This window comes from Myxococcus virescens (assembly GCF_900101905.1).
GTDB classification, from domain to species: domain Bacteria; phylum Myxococcota; class Myxococcia; order Myxococcales; family Myxococcaceae; genus Myxococcus; species Myxococcus virescens.
On record NZ_FNAJ01000005.1, the window covers coordinates 322856 to 342000 of the forward strand.

The following is a 19145-nucleotide window of genomic DNA, read 5'->3' on the forward strand; positions in this document are numbered from 1 at the left end:
CGTGACGTCCCGGAAGAAGCAGTCGCGCGGCATGCGCGTTGAAGGGGCACTGCCTGCTCAGGCTTCGGCGGAGGTGAGCTCGTGACGAACGTGACCATCACTGAGTATGAAACGCGCCTCTATTGGCAGGGAGAGCGCGGCGCCGTGCTGACGAGCGACCGTGCGCCGCCCGTGCCCATTGGCCAGCCGCTGACCGGGCAGGACACCGTGGCCGTGGGCCCCTGGTCCCCGGAGGCCCTGCTCGTGGGCGCGGTGGAGGGACGCACCCTGCTGGCGTTCCTGGAGCAGGCGCGGGAAGCGGACGTGCGCGTGCTCTTCTACCAAAGCTCCGCGGTGGCCCGCGTGGTGTGTGGCGCGGACCAGCCGCCACACCTCACGGACCTCATCGTGCGCCCACACGTGGCCGTGGCCACCGAGGCCGACGCGGAGGCCGTCCGCCTCATCTTCACCGAGCTCCCCGCGCACTGCTTCCCCAGCTCCGTCGTCAACATCACTCCGCGCATCGAACCGGTGGTCGAGACGTGGCACGCTCGTAGCAGTGGACGAAGCGTACCCGCCGCGACCGCCCCCGTATCCTGACCTGACAGCAAAGGCTCCCCCTCCCCCATGTCCCCACAGCGCATCCTGGTCGTCGACGATGAGGACAATGCCCGCCGGGCGATTGCCACCATCCTGAATGAGGAAGGCTACGAAGTGGCCGAGGCCGCCAACGGCGCCGAGGCCCTGGCTCGCATCGGCGAGTTCTCCCCCGCGGTGGTGCTCACCGACGTGCGCATGCCGCAGATGGACGGCCTCACGCTGCTGAAGACGGCCCGCGAGCAAGGCAGCGACGCCACCTTCGTGATGATGACGGCGTTCGCCAGCGTGGAGACGGCCGTGGAGGCCATGAAGTCGGGCGCGGACAACTTCCTGCTCAAGCCGTTGGACGCGGACCAGGTGCTCGTCACCCTGGGCAAGGTGCTGGAGAAGCGCAGCCTGCGCCAGGAGGCCGAGGCGCTGCGGGACCAGGTGCGCTCGCGCGTCCGCCGCTTCCACGACATCATCGGCGAATCGCCCCAGCTCCAGGGCATCTACGACGTCATTCGGAGGGCGGCGGGCACGCGCGCCACGGTGCTCATCCTGGGTGAATCGGGCACGGGCAAGGAGTTGATTGCCCAGGCCCTGCACCAGGAGTCGCCACGCAAGGACAAGCCCTTCATCCGTGTGCACTGCGCTGCCCTGTCCGAGAACCTGCTGGAGAGCGAGCTGTTCGGCCACGAGAAGGGCTCATTCACGGGAGCGCTGGCCCGGAAGGAAGGCCGCTTCGAGCTGGCGGACGGAGGCACGCTGTTCCTGGACGAGATTGGCGAAATCTCTCCCGCCGTGCAGGTGAAGCTGCTGCGCGTCCTCCAGCAGCGTGAGTTCGAGCGCGTGGGTGGCACCCAGACGCTGAAGGTGGACGTGCGCATCGTCGCGGCCACGCACCGGGACCTGGTGGCCGAGGTGAAGGCGGGGCGGTTCCGCGAGGACCTCTACTACCGGCTCAACGTGGTGAGCGTGACGCTGCCGCCGCTGAGGGACCGCAAGAGCGACGTCCCCGCGCTGGTGAACCACTTCCTGGAGAAGTACAGCGATTCATACGGCAAGCAGGTGCGGGGTCTTGCGCCCGGGACGCTCCAGGCGCTGCTGTCCCATGACTGGCCGGGCAACATCCGCGAGTTGGAGAACGCCATCGAGCGCGCGGTGGTGCTGGCGCAGGGACAGGAGCTGACCACCGATGACCTGCCGCCCGTGCTGCGTGGGCCCCGGCCGCACGGGACATCCACGGGCGCGCTCATCCCGGGCGCCACGCTGGCGGCCATTGAGCGTGAGGCCATCCTGCGCACGCTGGAGATGGTGCAGGGCTCCACGTCCCGGGCCGCCGAGGTGCTGGGCATCAGCGTGCGGAAGATTCAGTACCGGCTCAAGGAGTACAGCACGCCGGATGGCGCGCCGCTGAAGGTCGTGGCCGATGAGGCGGAGGACCTGGCCGCCGAGTCGTAGCGGTTTGATGGGGGGCTGGGGCACTGCTACCGTGCCCTGGATGGGATGGCGTTCGAGGCGAGCCTCGATTCACCGGGGTAACGTGCTGCTGCGGGTCCTGGTATGGGGTGTCAGCGGAATCCTGCTGCTCGCCATGTTGGCCCTCGCGGCCTTCCACGTCTGGTCTCAGCGCCAATATGGCCCCGCCATCGGGCAGTTCCGAGCCGACGTCACGGCGCAGGTGGAGTTCTTCTGCGAACAACAGGCGCTGGTGGGCGCGGAGCCGTGGTTTCACGAACCGCGGGGCGCGGGCGATGCGGGCCCGCTGCTCAACGAATGGCTCCGCGTGGCTTCCGGCCCGCCCGGTCTTGAAGAGTCACCCCTTCGGCTCCCGGCACACCTTCTGTTGCTCCAGAAGGCCGAGCGCATGGAGGACTGGATAACGTCGGACCTGGACCTCTCCAGCCTGGACTTCGGCTGGATGCGCCAGATGCATGCGTTCGACCACTGGAATGCCATTCCCCGTGCGTCCATCGCACCGGGCAAGCCTTTCGACCTGATGTCCGCGTCCTTTCCGGAGTTCTCGCTCCTGGTGCTCTGGTCGAAGTTGCGGCTCCGGCATGCGATTGAACAGGGGACGCCGCTGGAAGCCGTGCGCGACGTGAGGCAGCTCGCGTGGCTGGCTTACCGCACGGACACGCTGGTGGGCGGCATGGTCGCCCTCTCATTGCTCACCGCCGAACACAGGCTCCACGCCACCTTGGAGAATCCCCCGCCTGACTGGCGGCCCATGAGCCTCGAACAACAGAGGCGCTTCAAGGCCGTGCTGTGGTCCGCCTCTGCCTTTTCGAGCATCGCTTCTCCCGTGGAGGTCGGCGAGAAGGCACGCGCGTGTGAGCCGGCGATTGGCCGCTGTATTGGCCTGGTGGAAGCCGCCCTTCGAGGCCGTTACCTGGAACCCTATGCGAAAGGCACGCACCAGCAGGCGTACCTGAAACTCAAGACAGCCAGCGCGGCGGGCCACTGCCACACGCAGCTGCTGGCGCCCATCTGGGAGCAAGGGCTCACGGTGACGGATGACGATACAATGCGGGGTGCAGGGGACGAGCGACCCCTGGCGGCGCGGCTGATTCCCACGAGCGCCCTCAGGGGCCCCTTCGCACTCCAAATCCTGGCATCCTCGCTGACCACCCTCGACCCGCTCCGCGAGCTCAAAGCCCTGGCTCCCCCTAGCAAGGGCAATGCCCCTGGATCGGACATCTACGACGGGCGTCGTTGACTCTTACGACGGCCGTCGTAATACTCCACGAGATGACCACCCACGCCTTCCCGCAGCCGACGCGGGCCGAGCTGGCCATCCTCCGCGTGCTCTGGAAGCAGGGCCCCAGCACCGTCCGACAGGTGCACGAGCTGCTCCGGGGCACCCAGGACAAGGACACCGGCTACACCACCGTCCTCAAGCTCCTGCAGAACATGACGGAGAAGGGCATCGTCCAACGTGACGAGAGCGAACGGACCCATGTCTATGAAGCCGCCATCAGCGAGACGCGCACCCAGCGCGACCTCCTGCGCGACTTGATGGACCGGGCCTTCGGAGGGTCCGCCACGTCGGTCGTGGCCCAGGCGTTGTCCATGAAGCGCGCGTCCGCCGAGGAGCTGGCGGAGATTCGCAGGCTGCTCGACGCACACGAAAAGCGGGGGAAGTGATGGACGCGCGTTATCTCCACGCCCTGGAGCAGGCGCTGCTCGGCTTCCTGTGGCAGGGCGCGGTGGTGGCCCTGGCGGTCGCGGGTATCCTGTCCCTGACGCCGCAGCGCGCCGCGCGGGCGCGTTACGCCGCCGCGTGTCTGGGGATGGTGGCCATGGCCGTGCTGCCCGTGGTGACGTTCCTGACCGCGCTGGCGGAGGCCTCGCGCGCCGTGACGTTCGGCGCCTTCGAGTCCCTGACCCAGTCCCGCATGCTGGCCGTGGTCACGACGGAGACCGCGTCCCTGGCGGCTCCGCACTGGACGGAGGTGCTCCGTCCCTGGCTGCTGCCGGCGTGGTGCTGCGGCGTGCTCCTCCTGTCGGCCCGGACCGTGGCCGCCTGGCTCATCACCCACCGGATGGCCCGGCAGGAGACGCAAGCCCCCTCGGCCCACTGGAGTGAGGCGCTGACCCGTGCGTTGCGCCACGTGCGCCTGTCCCGGCCCGTGCGCCTGCTGGCCTCCGCCCGCGTGGACGTGCCCATGGTCATTGGCCTGTGGCGCCCCCTCATCCTGGTGCCGGCGGGTGCCATCACCGGGCTGTCCGCCGCGCAGCTGGAGGCCATCCTCGCCCACGAGCTGGGCCACATCCGGCGCCACGACTACGTGGTCAACCTCCTCCAGTCCTTCGTGGAGACCCTCCTGTTCTACCACCCGGCCGTCTGGTGGCTGTCCCACCGCATCCGCGAGGAGCGTGAGCACTGCGCGGATGACCTGGCCGTCCAGTGCTGCGGGGATGCGCTGCTCTACGCCCGCGCCCTGGCCCACATCGAGGAGCTGCGCCTGGCTCCATCACCCCACCCCGCCCTGGGCGTCAGCGATGGCTCGCTCCTGATGCGCGTGCGCCGGCTGCTGTCCGCGTCCGAGGACATGACGCCGCGCAGGTCCTGGCGGCTCGCCAGCGGACTGGGCAGCGCCGTGCTCGCCGTGGCCCTGGGGTCGTCGCAGCTGCCGGAGACGGCCCACGCCACGGAGCCGGTGAGTGCGCCGCACCTCCACGTGGAGGCAACCCCCAGCACGGTGCAGCGACTGTCCAGCACCATGCCCATGCACCATCTGCTCGTGGCCCCGGCGACCTTCGCCGCCCAGGCCCCGCGGGCCCCCGCGCCCAGCGAGCGCCCGAAGGCGGCGGCGAAGGCAGAGCGAGCACCCGCGGCGAAGGCCCGTCCCACGCGGCCCGCCCCCCTCCTCATCCCGGACACGGGGACGATTGCCCGCACGGAGCTGTCGCGCGTGCCCTACTCGCTCGACGGTGAGCCCACCGCGCCCGTCCTGCTCGAGGACACCGCCCAGGAGCCGCCCGACGCCACCCTGGCCGAGGCGGCCTCCGCGCACGCCGACGAGCACGCCACCGAGCTGCCCCGGGTGGTCGTCTCCGCGCCGGCGCCCTCGCGCGCCTCCGCGTTCGACGCCGTCTACAAGGCCATGAAGGCGTCGGCCCCCGTCAAGACGCTCCGGCCCGGAATCACCCCGCCCCGGTTCCTCTCGGGCGAGCGCATCCACCTTCCCAGTATCGCCTACGGGATTCAGTCCCACTTCGGAGGCTTCCCCAAGGGCGCGGTGGTGGCCCGCTGCATCATCACCACGCAGGGCTCCGTCACCGACTGCCAGCCCATCCAGGGCCTGCGGGGCCTGGAGGAAGGCGTCATCCGCACGCTCTCCACCTGGCGCTACGAGCCCGCCACGCTCAACGGAAAACCCGTGGCCGTGCGCTACGTCTTCGACATCTGGTTCACGAAGGAGCCGGGTGGTGGAATGCACGAGTCCCGGCACTTCGCGGGCCTCGACCTCTCCGATGTGGTGGGCGCCGCGGCCCCAGGGACGTGCGACGATTGCGACGCCTTCGAGTTCCACAGCCCGACGGCGCAGCGGTAGCGCATCCCGCCCTCCGCTGACGGGCCCTACCCCGCCAGCGGCATCCGGAGGATGAAACGAGCGCCCCCACCGGGCGCCGAGTCCACCTCCAGCGAACCGCCATGCTGCGTGACGATGGCATGGACGATGGACAGCCCCAGCCCGGAGCCCTGAGCCTTCGTGGTGAAGAAGGGCTCGAAGATGCGGTCCCGGACCTCCTGGGGAACACCCGGGCCGCTGTCGTCCACGGTGAGCCACACCCGCCCGCCCTCGTGACCCGCGGACACCGTCACGGTGCCTCCCGCTGGCGTGGCCTCCAGCGCGTTGAGGCACAGGTTGATGAGCACCTGACGCAGCCGCTCCTCCTCGCCCGCCACCGACGGCACCGGCAACTCGCGTGGCGAGACTTCCAGCGACACCTTGCGGGACGCGGCCTGTCCGCTCAGCAGGTCCACCACCCGCCGCAGCAGCTCGTTCACATCCACGGAGGCGGGACGGAACTCGCGAGGCCGCGCGAACTGGAGGAAGTCCTCCAGGATGTGGTCCAGGCGGCGAATCTCATCGCGCACCAACAGCAGCGGCTCCAGCAAGGGCGCCTGCTGCCCATCCGGAAGACGCCGTAGACGCCGCTCGAGGACGGAGAGCTGGAGCGCCGCCGCGTTCAGCGGGTTGCGGATTTCGTGGGACAGGCCCGCCGTCATCGTCCCCACCGCCGCCAGCTTCTCCGTCACCTGGGCGCGCCGTGCCAGCTCGCGCTTCTCCGCGTGCAGGCGCACCTGCCGCATCGCCTGCTCCAGCGTCAGCAGCAGCTCCTGCGGCGCGCAAGGCTTCATCAGGTACGCACACGCGCCCGCCCGCACCGCGGCCACCGCCGTCTCCAACGTGGCGAAGCCCGTGAGCAGCACCACCTCCGAGTCCGGCGACGCGGCCTTCAGCTCGGCGGCCAGCGCCGTCCCATCTCCGTCTGGCAGGCGCAGATCCACCAGCGCCACGTCGAAGCCCTCCCGGACCCGCTCGCGCGCCGCCTTGCAACTGGACGCGCCGCGGACGGCGTAGCCCGCGTCCCCGAGCAACTCCTCCAAGTTGTCCAGGAAGGCCGCGTTGTCATCCACCACCAGGACGGACGGACGGGACGGAGAGGAGGGCTCGCTCATGAGGTGTGGGTGGGGCGTGCCGCGTGCGCCGTTTCCAGCACCTCCATCAGCGCGCCTGGGTCGAAGGGTTTGGAGAAGACGCCCGTGGTCCCGTCAAGCGGGGCCGCGTCGGGATAGGCCGTCATGACGAACGTGGGCAGGTGCGGATAGCGCGCGCGCAGCCGTCGCAGGGCCTCACCATCCGGCCCCCCGGGGACGCGCAGGTCCACCAGCGCGGCGAAGGGCTGCACGCAGAGGATTCGGTCCGCGTCCAGCACCGAGGCCGCCGTCACACAGGAGAAGCCGCGCCCACGCAGCAGCTCCGCGATGTTGTCGCTCAGCGCCGGGTCGTCCTCCACCAGCACCACCAGCCCATCCCGGCGAGCACCGGACAGCAGCTCCACCAACGTGGGGATGGGCACGGGCTTGGGCAGCACCGCGAGCAGACCTTCGCGCCGGGCCGTCTCCAAGTCATTCTGGCGTGGGTGCGCGGTGATGACCACCGCGGCCAGGCCCGGATCCACGCGGCGAAGGTGGTGCACGGCATCCGCGCCGCTCATGCCGGGCATGCGCATGTCGGTCAGCAGGACGTCGAAGCGCGTGGTGCGCGCCAACCGCACGGCCTCGTCACCGCTCGTGACGACAGTGGCCGCGTCCCCGCCGTCGCGCAGAATCTCCGCGAGGTTCTCCGCGAACGCCAGGTTGTCATCCAGCAGGAGGTACTGGCGCATGCGTCTCCTCCGAAGCGACGAGGGAAAGCCGAATCACGAAGCGCGCACCCGCTCCAGGACGGGGGACATACGCGATGCTCCCCCCATGCCGCTCCACGATGCGCTTGACCAGCGCGAGCCCGAGCCCGATGCCGCGCGCCTTCGTCGTCATCAGCGGCTCGAAGAGGCGGCGGCGGATGACGTCGCTGACACCCGGCCCGGAATCCTCCAGCACCAACTCCACCATCCCCGGCTCGGGCGTGGCGGCGGACAGTGACACCGTCCCGCCCGTCTCCTCCAGGGCCTGGACGGCGTTGTCGAGCAGGTTCACGAACACCTGGCGCAGCTGCCCCGCGTCTCCTTGAACCGCGGGCAATGAGGTCAGTCCCTCCGCGCTCACGACGACGGTGTCGGGCCGCTGCACGGCCTTGAGCGCTTCCTGCCAGACCTCGTCCAACCAGACCTCCTGCCGGTGCAGGGGCCGGTCCCGAATCATGTCCAGCAGGTCGGAGACGATGCGGTTGGCGATGCCCACCTGGTCACCAATGCGGTCCAGGTGCTTCATCGTGCGCTCGTCCACGGCCCCCGGGCGCCCCCGGAGGATGTAGAGCGACGTCTCGATGACGCCCAGCGGATTGCGCAGCTCGTGGCCGATGGAACCCACCAGTTGGCCAAAGGTGGACAGCCGCTCGCTGCGCGCCTGCTGCGCCAGCAGATCTTCCCGGTACGTGTGGAGCATGATGGCCAGCTCCAGGTCGAGCATCTTCCCCACCGCGGAGCGGGCCGCGCGGAGCGCCGCGGGCTGCTCCAGGTAGGTGGCGTCGATGTGGCTGTTGAACTCCTGCCGCAGGATGTTCATCGCGCCGAACATGTAGTGCTGCGGCAGTGCGATGCGCACGTGCATGCGGCCAATGCGGCAGCGCAGCGCGTAGTAGGCCTCGTCCCAAGGGCCGCGGAGGAGCTGGTCCATCCACACCTGCAGGGTGCCGCGCAGGTGGCCCACCTGGCTCTCGCCCCCTTCGAGCGCCTGCCGAGCCCCTTCATGCTCCAGGATGCGGTCGTAGAAGACGCGAGCGAAGCGCGCGAAGTGGGGCTTCGCGGTGGCGTGCAAGGTCACGAGAGCCTGCTCGTCCGCCGAGCTGAACCCCACGTACCGCTTCAATTCCTCGAACAAGGTTTCCGCCATGAGTCCTGGGGTAAGAGCCTATCCGCGCTGAACGCCTGAGCGCAGGAACTTCCTCCCCCGCTTCGCGCTGGCTCGGCGCGCCGCCCAGGGGCCACGCCCCCCGAGTCCAAGGACTCCGCCGGGGACATGACATGGACCGCCGGTGGCGCACCGCGAATGGCCATGAAGTCTCCTGGAGCCAGGTCATTCCGGCCCGGCTAGAGCGCTTCAGCAAGGCCCAGGCCAGCGACTGAGCACGGAGGAAGCCCGAGGACACGCGCAAGATGTGCGCACGTCCGACATCGAGACCCGCTGTGCGCAAGGTTTGCGCGCGTGGGCTCGAGGAAAATCCCAACAACCGAGAACGCTTGTCCGCGCCGCTCCGTTCTGCGGGGTTGAGACACGCGACACACTTCCGGAGCGAGACGCCCTGCTCGCGTTCCTCCAGACGCTCTGAACCCCGCTTCGGAGTCCCGCCGTCCCGCCTGCTCAGGGCTGGACGGCGGGATGCTCGCATGCGGAACCTCGGGTGAAGATCCGGCGCCAGACACGGCGCTCCCACAGGCCCCCCGCGAGCAACACCACCACCCCGCTCCACGTCAGCACCGGGTCCTCTTCCAATGCATGCCCCAGCACCAGGAGCGCGCACCCCGCGGCCGTCACCAGCAGTGGGCCCACCCGCCGCAGACGCCGCAACCGCCAGCCACTCACGGCCAATGACACGGTGACGGCTACGGCGAGCAACACCTGGTGCGCGGACTCCGTCAGCGACAGTCCCACGCCCAGGAACGACAGTACCTGTGCATAGGTCGCCAGGCAGGTGGGGCATACCGCGCACGCCAGCAACGGCACCAGCATCGACCAGCGGCCTCCCGGCACCTTCACGGGCTCGTTCGGGTCGGTGGCGGCTTGAGCCCGGTGATGGGCGCAATCGCAGGCTGCATCAGGAACAGAGGAAGAGGAGGAGCGCATCACAGTCATTCCAGGGGGAAGCCGGCCCCGGCAGATTCCGGAGCCGCGTTGTTCGACAATCCAGAGACGCACGTGCCCGTGCGCGGCGTGACGTGACGCGCGCCCACACACGGGAGGTACGAGCCAGCCACGTCACACAGGCGCTACGAGCGCCGCTCCGCGCTGAAGCTCGCGCACCGCGCATGCCAGCACCGTTGAGGCACAGCGCAACGGCCCGCGAGGATTCCCTCCTCGCGGGCCGCGAACCGCGACGACGACGACGGCCACACGCTCAAGCGATGCGGGGCCGTCCCAACCATGCCAGGCCCAGCCCCAACGCCAGCAGCGTCGGCAGTACGAGCGCGAGAAGCCCCAGCGCCACCTGGGGCACGATGTCGGTGCCCGGCTGCTCGACATAGGCGAATCGAGGCAGCCGCGCGTGCTCCGCGGCCCCCAAGGTGGCTCCCGAGAAGACGCGAGGAAGCAGTGCCTCACGCCACGTGGTGTGGAAGTGGTCGACCTGGCGCAAGAAGTGCTCGTGCCGTGAGCCTCCCGTGCCCGCCACGTCCTGGAGCGCCTGCTGGAAAGCCAGCGCGGGAGACAGGAAGCGCAGCACCCCCAGCGCATCCTGCTGCCGCTCCAACTGCGACTGGAAGGCCGCCACCACGGGCGCGGTCGCCCGGGCCGCCTCGTCCTGCACGGCCAGCGCCGTGGGCCAGTACCCCTCCGCCTTGGCCCCCTTGGGCGCCAGCTCCGGATGGTCCTCGAAGTAGGCGGACAGCACCTCGCTGCCGCGCTTCTGCGCCTCCAGCGACGCCTCGCGCGTGGCCCCAACCAGGGCCACGCGGGACGGAACCGGATACAGGCCACTCACGCCCAGCTGCGCCACCGCGGGCACCACGACCACCAACACCAGCCACGCCCCCACGAGCACCAGCGCATTGGTGGCGGAGCTCAGGGACCGCGCATTCACAGCCAGCGCCAGCGCGAACCAGAAGGCACCGTACCCGACCACCAACGTCAGCCAGCCCGCCAACCGCCCCAGCCCCCCTGCCCCGCCCGTCAGCGCGTAGCCTGCGACGCCCGCCAGCACGCACAGGCCCAGCAGGACACCCGCGCGGACCGCGAGCCTTCGCAGCGCCCAGCCGCGAAGGCCCGTGGCCTGCACGAGCACCAGCCGAAGCGTTCCGTCCTCGCGTTCGCGCGACACCAGGTCAAAGGAGAACGCGAGCGCGAACAGGGGCAGCAGGTAGAGCAGCACGAACGACAGGTCCAACGTTCCTGTCGCCAGGTGCACCGGGTGCTCCAGCGTGTCACGCGCGAAGTCCGTGAGGCGCCCCTGGAGCGATACCTGATAGGCGGACGGCAACAGGTCCATCTGCCCCACGGTGAATGCGCCCAGCGGCCCCGGAGGGAGCAGGGCTTCGGGCTGGACGAGCGTGTTGCCCACTGGCACCGGCATCGCCGGGCTCTTCCAGGGCGGCAGCTCCGGCCCTCGCCCCTGGCGCAAGGCTTCCGCCTGCTCCGCCAGACGGGCCCGCCGCTCCGTCTCCTGGGTAACGAGGCGCTGCTGGTAGGTCCGCAGGTCCCGGGTGAAACGCCAACCGTTGTAGAGGCCCAACGCCATCAAGCCGAGCAGAAGCGCGGCTGAGAAGGCGAGCATCCGGTCCTTCCGGAGCAGGAACCACTCGTGTCGAAGCAATGACATGTTCATGGTCTCGTCGTGCCTCAGACGGCGCTCAGGCGTTCGCAAGCGCGCAACGCGAAGAGGGTGGTCCACGCCAGCCAGAGGCCCAGCAGGAGAAGCTCCGGCACCTGCGCGCCCAGCGCATCCGAGAGCCGCTCCTCGTCCACGCTCAGCTCCGGCACCTCACGCCACAGCGACGCGTCTGCCTTGTAGTTCACGTCGCCGTATTTCGAGCGGAACGTGACGGCGTCATTCATCTGCTTCACCAGCCCCTGCCGGTACTGCTCCGCCTGCTTCGTGAAGCGAAGGTGCGCGGACATGTCCGTCCGTGCGAGCGACGCCGACAGGTGCCGCAGCGCCAGCATGGGCGACAGCGGCGCGAAGAAGCGGTGCAGTCGCTCCTGTTCACCGTAGCGGGTCTCCAACTCGCCGAAGCGCTGCGCTCCCACGCGGTTGCTGTACTCCTCCCCTGCTTGGAGCGCGATGCCCCGGAAGTTGACGGGGAGCGCCTCCAGGGACGCCGCGCCGTAGCGCGCCAGCGTCTCGCGCTCGAGCGCCGCCTGTCGCTGGTCCGCAGGGTCATGACCGCTCAGGCCCTTCTCGTAGTCCTCCGCCAGCTGCCGCGCGAAGTCCTGCGCCGTGGGCACCGGCGCCCACGCCCGGGCCGCGTCCACCGCGAGCCGGGGCACCAGCAGCGCGTTGACCATCCACGCGCCCAACAGCACCACCAAGGCCCCCCGCGACGTCCGCGCCCGCGCGCTGACCGCCAGCCCCAGGAACACGAAGCCCGACAGGTACAGCCCATACCCCAGTGCCAGCCCCGACAGACGCCCCAGCAGCTCGCCCGGCGAGACGCCCGCTCCGCCGCCCAGGCCCACCACCAACACCACGGCCACCACGAAGAGGGGCACCAGCAGCGCCGCGAGCGCCAGCCCTACGCCCAGGGCCTTGCCCAGCACGAGCTGATGCCGACGCACGCCGGAGCTCAACAGCAAGCGCAGCGTTCCCTGCTCCCGCTCGGTGGTGAACGCGGAGTAGGTCAGCAGGATGATCAGCAGGGGCAGCAGGAGCTGGAGGACCCCGGCCCCCGTGAGCTCTCCGAAGCGCGCCGCCGCCGTGGCGTCCGCCGCGGGCCGGTACTGGGTGGCATTCCGTTTGTGCGCCTCCAGGTAGACGGCGACGCCCAGATACGGTTCCACGCCGCGGTCAAACGTGGCCAGGACGGACTCCGGCTTGAACGCCCAGACACCGTAGTGCGCGGCCGAATGCGGGTTCTTCTCTCCCTGCTCCAACCAATGCTGGCGCGTCAGGCGAGCACCCGCTTCGCGCTCGGCCCGGGAGTCCCGGACATGGAGCGCGCCGACCGCGATGCCTACGGTGGCCAGCAAGAACACCAGGGCTCCCGCGCCCAGGAAGCGCCCGTCGCGAGACAGCTCCATCCACTCTTTTCGGGCGATGGCTCGAATCATTCGTCGGTCCTCAGCCACGCATGTGCGCCAGGTAGAGCTGCTCCAGCTCCGCGTGCCCCAGGTCCCGCGTGGCGCGCGTCTCCACCAGCCGGCCCGACTTCATGATGCCCACCCGCGTGCCTGACTCCTTCGCGCGGAACAGGTCATGCGTCGCCATGAGCACCGCCATGCCTTCACCACTCAGGCGAAGGAGCAGCTCGGAGAGTTCGTTGGACGCCAGCGGGTCCAACCCCGACGTGGGCTCATCCAACAGCAAGGCCCGCGCGCCTTTCGCCAGCGCGATGGCGATGCCGACCTTCTGCCGCATGCCCTTCGAATAGCGGCCAACGGGGACGTCCATCGCCCCCGGTTGCAGCCCCGCGCGCGCCAACCACCCGCTGGACTCCTGGGTGGACAGCGCCTGCCGGCCCGCAAGGGTGTTGAAGTAGGCCAGGTTCTCCCGGCCCGTCAGCCGAGGGTAGAGCATCACCAGCTCGGGCACGTACGCCAGGAGCCCGCGCACGTGGGCCTCGTGTTGCTGAACCTCCAACCCGGCGACGCGGGCCTCGCCTTGCGTGGGGGTGATGAAGCCCAGGAAGAGGTTCAGCGTGGTGGTCTTCCCCGCCCCGTTCGCCCCCAGCAGACAGAACACCTCACCCGCCCCGATGGACAGGTCCAGGCACTCCAGGGCCAGGTGCTCGCCATAACGTTTGGACAGCTTCTTCGCTTCAAGCATGGGCAATCCCCATAACGGACACCTGAGCACAAACGCAACTTGATTGCATCAACACTCTCGCCCTGGCAGCATTCCTGGCATGCGACAGGGCTCGGGGATTCCCGGGCCCGGGAGGTCGAACGTGCTGACGGTGATGGTGCTCTTGAACCTGGTGTTGGCCGCGCAGGCGGCTCCGGACGCCACTGCGGCGACATGGGGAAGCGCGGTGGCGGCACCAGGCCAGCGTGCCCACGGCTACCTCCCCATTCCAGGTGGCACTGGAGACGTGCCGCCGTTGCCAGTCACGGTGATACGGGGCGCGAAGCCGGGGCACGGTGGTCATCGTCCACATCGCCAACGTGCCGTCCTTCCAGCGACGCACCGTGTATTACGGCCCGGATGACTGAAAGAACCTCAACCGTGTCTTTCCTGGCAACGCCTCTGGCACGCCCACGGAGCGCATCGCGCATGTGCTCACCCACGAGGTGTTCGACCGGGGCGACGCGGTGGTGGACGTCCACTGCGGTGATGGAAACGAGGCGCTTTCACCCTACGTCGCGTTCATCGCCAACGCGCCAGACCCGAGCGTGACCGCGCGCTCGCGCGCCATGGCGATGGCCGCGCTGGGTGCTCGCAAGACCGGGGAGCGCTCCGCAGCAAAACACCGGGCGCCCATGACACGCGCGCGCCGTCATTCTCCCCCACCGAGCAGGTACTCCAGCAACGCACGAACAGGAGATGACAGGCCGTCCCAGTCCTGGAAACAGGCACAGAGCCGGCGCTGGGCCCAGGCCTCCGAAAGGGGCACCTTCCGATAGGTGCCCTCCCGCTGGTGCCGATTGGCAACGCGCTCCGGGACGATGCCCAGGCCCACGCCGTGAGACACCATCTCGCACAGCCCCCGGAAGCCCTTCATCCGGACGCGGAAGGACACCTCGAAGCCCGCGCGACGTGCGTGCCCGTCAATGTGCTCTTGCAAGGCGCTCTCGGCCGCCAGACCGACGAAGGGCTCCCGATACACATCGCGGAGCGCGAGGCTCTTGGATACAGCCAGCGGGTGCCCTGCGGGGATGATGAGCACCAGGGGGGCGGGCTCCAGCGCGCGGACTTGAAGCGTGCCCGTCTCCACGGCGTCCGAAATCAGTCCGGCCTCCGCCAGGCCTGCCTCGATCGCCTTGACGATATCCGCGCTGGTTCGCTCTCTCAGGTCGATGTTCAGCCTCGGGTGCCTGGCAAGCCATGGCGCCAGCTTCTCGGGCAGGTACTCGGTCAGCGCCGCGGTGTTGGCATAGAGGCGAATGGTGCCGCGCCGGCCTGAAACAAACGCATTCAACTCATCCTTCAACAACTCCTGTTGATGCAGGATCAACCGAGCGTGGTGCACGAGTGCATCACCGGCCTCGGTCGTCACCACGCCCCGAGGCCGCCTCTCGAGCAGCTTGACGCCCACCGCATCCTCGATGCTGCGCAGACGCTCGCTCGCGGATGCCAGCGTCAGGTTCGCGCGTTGGGCACCTTGCGTGATGCTCCCCGCATCCACGATGCAGAGGAACAAGCGAAGATCCGCGAGGTCGAGCCGCATCGCGCCCCCTGCGCACGCTGCCTCCGGTGCGTCCGAAGGGAGTCACGAGACATTCCGCATTGTGCCAGAGCACGCCGAGGGGTCCAGTCAGCGCACGTCGCGCGCCTGGACCGCGCCCACTGGAATCGCCAAGCGGCCGGACAGCTGGAACGTGGCAGATGAAGGCCCGCAGCGGGGCTTCAGGTGTCTTGGCCCGCAGAATGGGCGCCTCGAACAGCGCCGCCTGACGAGCCCCAGTCGGGAAACGAAGCCCCAGCGACTCAGCGATGGATTGAAGCGCCGGGGCCGGCACCGCCTAGTGAGTGAGGGGGCCCCGGGGCGCCATACGCCGGGGCGCGACCTGCTCCCGCGTCACCGTCTCACGGCCGGTGGCCCTCCCCCGCTCCAGCAGCGACTTGAAGCGCAGCAGGTCGTCATCCATCTGCTTCTTCGGGTCCGCGCCCAGCAGCTTCGCGAAGGCATGGCCAATGGCCCCCGCTGGCGGGTTGTAGGACAGCCGGATGTCCACCCGAGTGCCGCCGCGCGGCGTGGGCTCGAAGTGGATGACGCCCAGGTTCTCCACCGCCGTGCCCTCCACGCTCTTCCAGGCCAGCACCTTGTTGGGCACGAACTTCGTGACGACGGCGTCCCATTCGAAGTGCAGCCCCGCGGGCCCGCGCACCTTCCAGTGCGAGCGGCCCTCGACGCCCGGAATCACTTCATCCACGTGTGTCATGAACCGCGGGAAGTTCTGCATCTCCCTCCAGAAGGCGAACACCTCCTCCACCGGCGCGTTCACGTTGATGTCCTTGTGAAGGGTGATGGCCCGCCGTCCCGCGCCCATCCCCGTGAGCCGCCGCAGCCCCAGGTTCGTGAAGGCCCGCGTGCCCAGCATCACGCCGCCCAGGGCCGCCAGGGTTCCCGTCACGCCCCGGCGCCCCAGCCCCCAGGCCGTCAGCGTCAGGCCGCCCAGCGCCCCGAAGAGTCGTTCGGACGGCGACCAGTGCTCCTGAAAGAAGGGCCTCGACTCACCCGAGCGCATGCTGCCTCCTTGCAGCGCCGGGTGCGCTGAGCCCTCCGCATACGGAACAAGCTGGTTGTCCAGCCCATGCACCCCCTGCACCTTGCCGATGCGGGGCAGCACGCGCCGGAGTTCCTCGCGAAGGATGGGGCCTTCCAACCGAACCACGCCATCCCGAGCCATCACGCGAATCGCTCCGGGATGCGAGCACACCCGGCCCAGGGCCGAGCGCACCCGTTCCTCCAGGACGAGGTCCTCCACCGGTTCCCGGTGCAGCTTGCGCATCGATTCGAAAAAGACACCGCGCGAGCGCTGCGAGAGGTCCCGAGCGACGACGCCCACCGCGCCTCCCGCCTCATGCGCCGCGTGGACGGCCTTCCCCTGCAGATGGGACCTGCGCCAGCGGCCACTGCGTGGGTCCGTCCAGTACATCAGCCCCAGGCCCAGCCCCGCGCCACCGATTCCCCATAGGGCAGCTTTCATCGTCCGCCTCCTTCTGGCTCGTGTCCTTCGCTCCACGGAACGTGACGGCGGCGATGGCGCGGTGCAGCAGACGGGAAGGGGCTGCCTCGCTCGCGTCCGCGGGGGATGGCTGACCACCAACCGGACGGCCCGGGGCCCGGAGGTCCTCGCGTTGACTGGGCAACGAGGACGGTGCCCGCAGGCTCGGGCGTGCCCACTGTCTTTCGTGCTGGTCAACCCGAGAGGAGCAACACGGCATGCCCGAGGTACCGACGACACCTGACTCGCCCGTGAAGGACCCCGACCCCGACAAGAAGCCCGGGCGTGAGCCTCCCGGGCCACAGGCGCCGCCGAAGAAGGACCCACCTACGCGACAGCCGCCGGAAATCGAGCCGCCGCAGCCGCCCGAAATCAAGCCACCCGGCATTCATGACCCGCCGGTACCCCATCAGCCTGGGCGGCCAGAAATCATCGCGTGAGCAACACCGGGAGCGCGGCGGACGAGCACGCCGCACCGCTCGGTGGGAAGACGGGAGCCCAGGCGAGCGGCGGGTGCCAGCGCGAACGCCCGTCCCGTTCCACGAGGCGACCGGCGTGGCCACTTTTTCCCTGACGAGCGCCCGCTCCATTCCAGGCAGCGGCGAGGAGTGGCGGAATGCGAGAGCCCGAATTCCAGGACCGCTATGAGGGAGGCCGCGTGCTCGCGGACCACCTGCGGCGCCATGCGCGGCAACCCGGCACCCTGGTGCTGGCGCTGCCACGGGGCGGCGTGCCCGTGGGCGCCGAAGTCGCGCGGAAGCTCGGAGTGCCGCTCGATGTCTTCCTGGTCCGCAAGCTGGGCACGCCCGGCCACGAGGAGCTGGCGATGGGCGCCATCGCCTCCGGGGGCGTGCGGGTGCTCAACCGCGAGGTCGTGGACGAGCTGAACATCGGTCGCGAACAGATTGAAGCCGCGGCGCGCCGCGAGGCCGTGGAGCTCCAGCGGCGGGAAGAGCGCTACCGGGAAGGCCGGCCGCTCCCCGACGTGCGTGGGCGCACCGTCCTCCTGGTGGATGACGGGCTGGCCACGGGAACGACGATGCGGGCGGCCGTGGCGGCGCTGCGGCTCCTGGAGCCCGCGGCCATCATCGTGGCCGTGCCCGTGGCCGCCGCCGAGTCCTGCGAAAGCCTGGCCCAGGTGGCGGACGAGGTCGTCTGCGTCCGCATGCCCGAGCCCTTCTACTCCGTGGGCCTGTGGTACCGCGACTTCGCGCAGACGGAGGACGACGAGGTGCGCGCCCTGCTCGCCGAGTCAACCCGGGAAGGGGCTGCCAGCGAAACACAGCCCTCCGCCTGAGCCCGGCGCCTCGCGGACCTCAGCCGCGCGGAGCCGGCCCCCATGCGCGCATGGACGTCCGCCCCACCATGATGTCCACCAACCGCTTCACGCGGCGGAAGACGCCCTCCTGCACGTAAGGCACGCCGTGCTTCTCGCACAGCGCCTTCACCTTCGGCTGCGCCTGCCGGTAGCGCGTCATGGGCAGGCTGGGCCAGAGATGGTGCTCGATCTGGTAGTTCAGCCAGCCGTGGAGGAAGTCCACCACGTCGTTGCCGGTGGCGTAGTTCACCGAGCCCACCACCTGCCGCACGGAGAACTCCGCGCTGCTGCGCGCCCGGCCCTCGAAGCGGTAGAGGTCGTCCCCCGCGTGGTTGGGCGCGATCAGCACGAAGCTCTGGATGTTGGTGAGCACTTCCGCGAAGACGCTGTTGGCGAAGACGCTGAGGACGGCCCACGCGCCCAGTGGCGCGAAGAGCGCGGGCAGCAGCACGAAGCGCAGGCCCGCGTAGGGCAGCAGACACGTCCACCAGAAGGCACGGCCTTCGACGGTGAACGGGTTGAAGGCGGTGATGAGGGGCAACGTGCCTGATTCGTCCGCGCCTCCCGCGCGCTTGCGTTCGAAGCGCCGCCACTCCAGGAACGTGTTGGGCGCGTAGTACGTCACCTTCCACGTGCAGGCGAAGAACGCGACCAGCGCGTACTTGGCCAGCATGGGCATGCGCGACTGGCGCAGCCACTCCGTGTTCATCTCCACCAGATCCGGGTCCGCCGTCTCCCCCGTGTGTCCGTGGTGCAGCACGTTGTGTTCATGCCGCCACGCCTGGGGATGAATCCAATCCGGCCAGTCCAGGAAGCGGCGCCACCCGGTGGCGAAGCGCTTGCCCGTGTAGTGCGCCGGCACGCCCGGCACCTTGTCGTAGCCCCGGTGCGTGATGTGATGGGCCATCATCGTCCAGCGCGCCGTGTTGCCTTGCGCGATGAGCAGCGCCGACACGGGATTGGGCATCAGCCACGCCGTCGCGTAGCCCAGCGCGGAACAGGCCCGGCCCCAGCGTTCAATCTTCCGCGCGTGTGCCAGGTCCGCCTCGCCGAGCGATGACTCCAGCTCCTGCTTGAGCGCCTGAAGGTCCTGGGCGAAGGCTTCCGGCTCGGCGAGTACGTGGGGGTGGGGGGTGGGAAGGGATGTCCGCGGCACTTCGTCGACGAGCAGGGGGACTGCCAGGGTCATGATGGAGTCGGCATCTCGGTGAGGGCATCCAGGTTGGCGGCCACCAATCTAGTCCCAGGCCCGAATATTCCGGATGTAGACATCCATGGGCCCGTTCCCTCGTCGGCGACGCCATCAGGGCGGCACGCCAATGCCCGACGAGCCAC

At 69.5% G+C, this 19145-nt stretch carries 17 protein-coding genes and 1 pseudogene; 8 read left to right on the plus strand and 10 right to left on the minus strand.

The window, feature by feature from the left end:
* Positions 1-81: 81 nt before the first annotated feature.
* The 5 genes from BLU09_RS17420 (at position 82) to BLU09_RS17440 (ending at position 5621) form a co-directional block, all read left to right on the plus strand.
* Positions 82-579: an OsmC family protein gene (locus tag BLU09_RS17420; protein ID WP_090490664.1), complete on the plus strand. Its 498-nt coding sequence runs from the start codon at positions 82-84 to the stop codon at positions 577-579.
* A 27-nt stretch (positions 580-606) separates the two neighbouring features.
* Complete coding sequence (locus tag BLU09_RS17425; protein WP_090490665.1) at positions 607-2022, plus strand: sigma-54-dependent transcriptional regulator; 1416 nt, start codon at positions 607-609, stop codon at positions 2020-2022.
* Between the two features lie 82 nt (positions 2023-2104).
* On the plus strand, positions 2105-3280 hold the full coding sequence (locus tag BLU09_RS17430; RefSeq protein WP_090490666.1) for a hypothetical protein: 1176 nt from the start codon (positions 2105-2107) through the stop codon (positions 3278-3280).
* Between the two features lie 32 nt (positions 3281-3312).
* Positions 3313-3708: a BlaI/MecI/CopY family transcriptional regulator gene (locus BLU09_RS17435; RefSeq protein WP_090490667.1), complete on the plus strand. Its 396-nt coding sequence runs from the start codon at positions 3313-3315 to the stop codon at positions 3706-3708.
* The gene (locus BLU09_RS17440; protein WP_244171801.1) at positions 3708-5621 is read left to right on the plus strand and encodes a M56 family metallopeptidase; all 1914 of its coding nucleotides are present in this window, start codon (positions 3708-3710) and stop codon (positions 5619-5621) included. The genes BLU09_RS17435 and BLU09_RS17440 overlap by 1 nt, the downstream gene beginning before the upstream one ends.
* A gap of 26 nt (positions 5622-5647) precedes the next feature.
* On the opposite strand, the gene BLU09_RS17445 is transcribed toward BLU09_RS17440, so the two are convergent.
* The 7 genes from BLU09_RS17445 to BLU09_RS17475 all read right to left on the minus strand — a co-directional run bounded on the left by BLU09_RS17445 (position 5648) and on the right by BLU09_RS17475 (position 13430).
* Positions 5648-6754 carry a sensor histidine kinase gene (locus BLU09_RS17445; protein WP_090490669.1) on the minus strand — a complete coding sequence of 369 codons (1107 nt, stop codon included), beginning with the start codon at positions 6752-6754 and terminating at the stop codon, positions 5648-5650.
* Complete coding sequence (locus BLU09_RS17450; RefSeq protein WP_090490670.1) at positions 6751-7464, minus strand: response regulator; 714 nt, start codon at positions 7462-7464, stop codon at positions 6751-6753. The genes BLU09_RS17445 and BLU09_RS17450 overlap by 4 nt, the downstream gene beginning before the upstream one ends.
* Complete coding sequence (locus tag BLU09_RS17455) at positions 7439-8629, minus strand: sensor histidine kinase (protein ID WP_090490671.1); 1191 nt, start codon at positions 8627-8629, stop codon at positions 7439-7441. The genes BLU09_RS17450 and BLU09_RS17455 overlap by 26 nt, the downstream gene beginning before the upstream one ends.
* 468 nt (positions 8630-9097) lie before the next feature.
* Positions 9098-9580 carry a MerC domain-containing protein gene (locus BLU09_RS17460; RefSeq protein WP_167371104.1) on the minus strand — a complete coding sequence of 161 codons (483 nt, stop codon included), beginning with the start codon at positions 9578-9580 and terminating at the stop codon, positions 9098-9100.
* A gap of 271 nt (positions 9581-9851) precedes the next feature.
* Positions 9852-11267 (minus strand): DUF3526 domain-containing protein, encoded by a 1416-nt coding sequence (locus BLU09_RS17465; RefSeq protein WP_167371105.1) that lies wholly within the window; start codon positions 11265-11267, stop codon positions 9852-9854.
* Positions 11268-11287: 20 nt separating this feature from the next.
* Positions 11288-12715: a DUF3526 domain-containing protein gene (locus BLU09_RS17470; RefSeq protein WP_090490674.1), complete on the minus strand. Its 1428-nt coding sequence runs from the start codon at positions 12713-12715 to the stop codon at positions 11288-11290.
* A gap of 10 nt (positions 12716-12725) precedes the next feature.
* Positions 12726-13430: an ABC transporter ATP-binding protein gene (locus tag BLU09_RS17475; protein WP_090490675.1), complete on the minus strand. Its 705-nt coding sequence runs from the start codon at positions 13428-13430 to the stop codon at positions 12726-12728.
* Between the two features lie 398 nt (positions 13431-13828).
* On the opposite strand from BLU09_RS17475, the pseudogene BLU09_RS40100 reads away from it, so the two are divergent.
* Positions 13829-13963, plus strand: a pseudogene (locus BLU09_RS40100) (hypothetical protein); the annotation flags it as partial.
* 137 nt (positions 13964-14100) lie between these two features.
* Here BLU09_RS40100 and BLU09_RS17485 read toward each other — a convergent pair.
* Together BLU09_RS17485 and BLU09_RS17490 are read right to left on the minus strand one after the other, a co-directional pair.
* Positions 14101-14991, minus strand: coding sequence for a LysR family transcriptional regulator (locus BLU09_RS17485; protein ID WP_090490677.1), 891 nt, complete (start codon positions 14989-14991; stop codon positions 14101-14103).
* A gap of 295 nt (positions 14992-15286) precedes the next feature.
* Positions 15287-16474 carry an SRPBCC family protein gene (locus BLU09_RS17490; protein ID WP_244171802.1) on the minus strand — a complete coding sequence of 396 codons (1188 nt, stop codon included), beginning with the start codon at positions 16472-16474 and terminating at the stop codon, positions 15287-15289.
* A gap of 236 nt (positions 16475-16710) precedes the next feature.
* Here BLU09_RS17490 and BLU09_RS17495 point away from each other — a divergent pair, with 236 nt between their 5' ends.
* Complete coding sequence (locus BLU09_RS17495) at positions 16711-16932, plus strand: hypothetical protein (RefSeq protein ID WP_090490679.1); 222 nt, start codon at positions 16711-16713, stop codon at positions 16930-16932.
* A 176-nt stretch (positions 16933-17108) separates the two neighbouring features.
* Positions 17109-17789, plus strand: coding sequence for a phosphoribosyltransferase (locus tag BLU09_RS17500; RefSeq protein ID WP_090490680.1), 681 nt, complete (start codon positions 17109-17111; stop codon positions 17787-17789).
* 19 nt (positions 17790-17808) lie between these two features.
* Here the strand turns inward: BLU09_RS17500 and BLU09_RS17505 are convergent, their stop codons facing one another.
* Complete coding sequence (locus BLU09_RS17505) at positions 17809-18999, minus strand: fatty acid desaturase family protein (protein WP_090490681.1); 1191 nt, start codon at positions 18997-18999, stop codon at positions 17809-17811.
* Positions 19000-19145 lie beyond the last annotated feature (146 nt).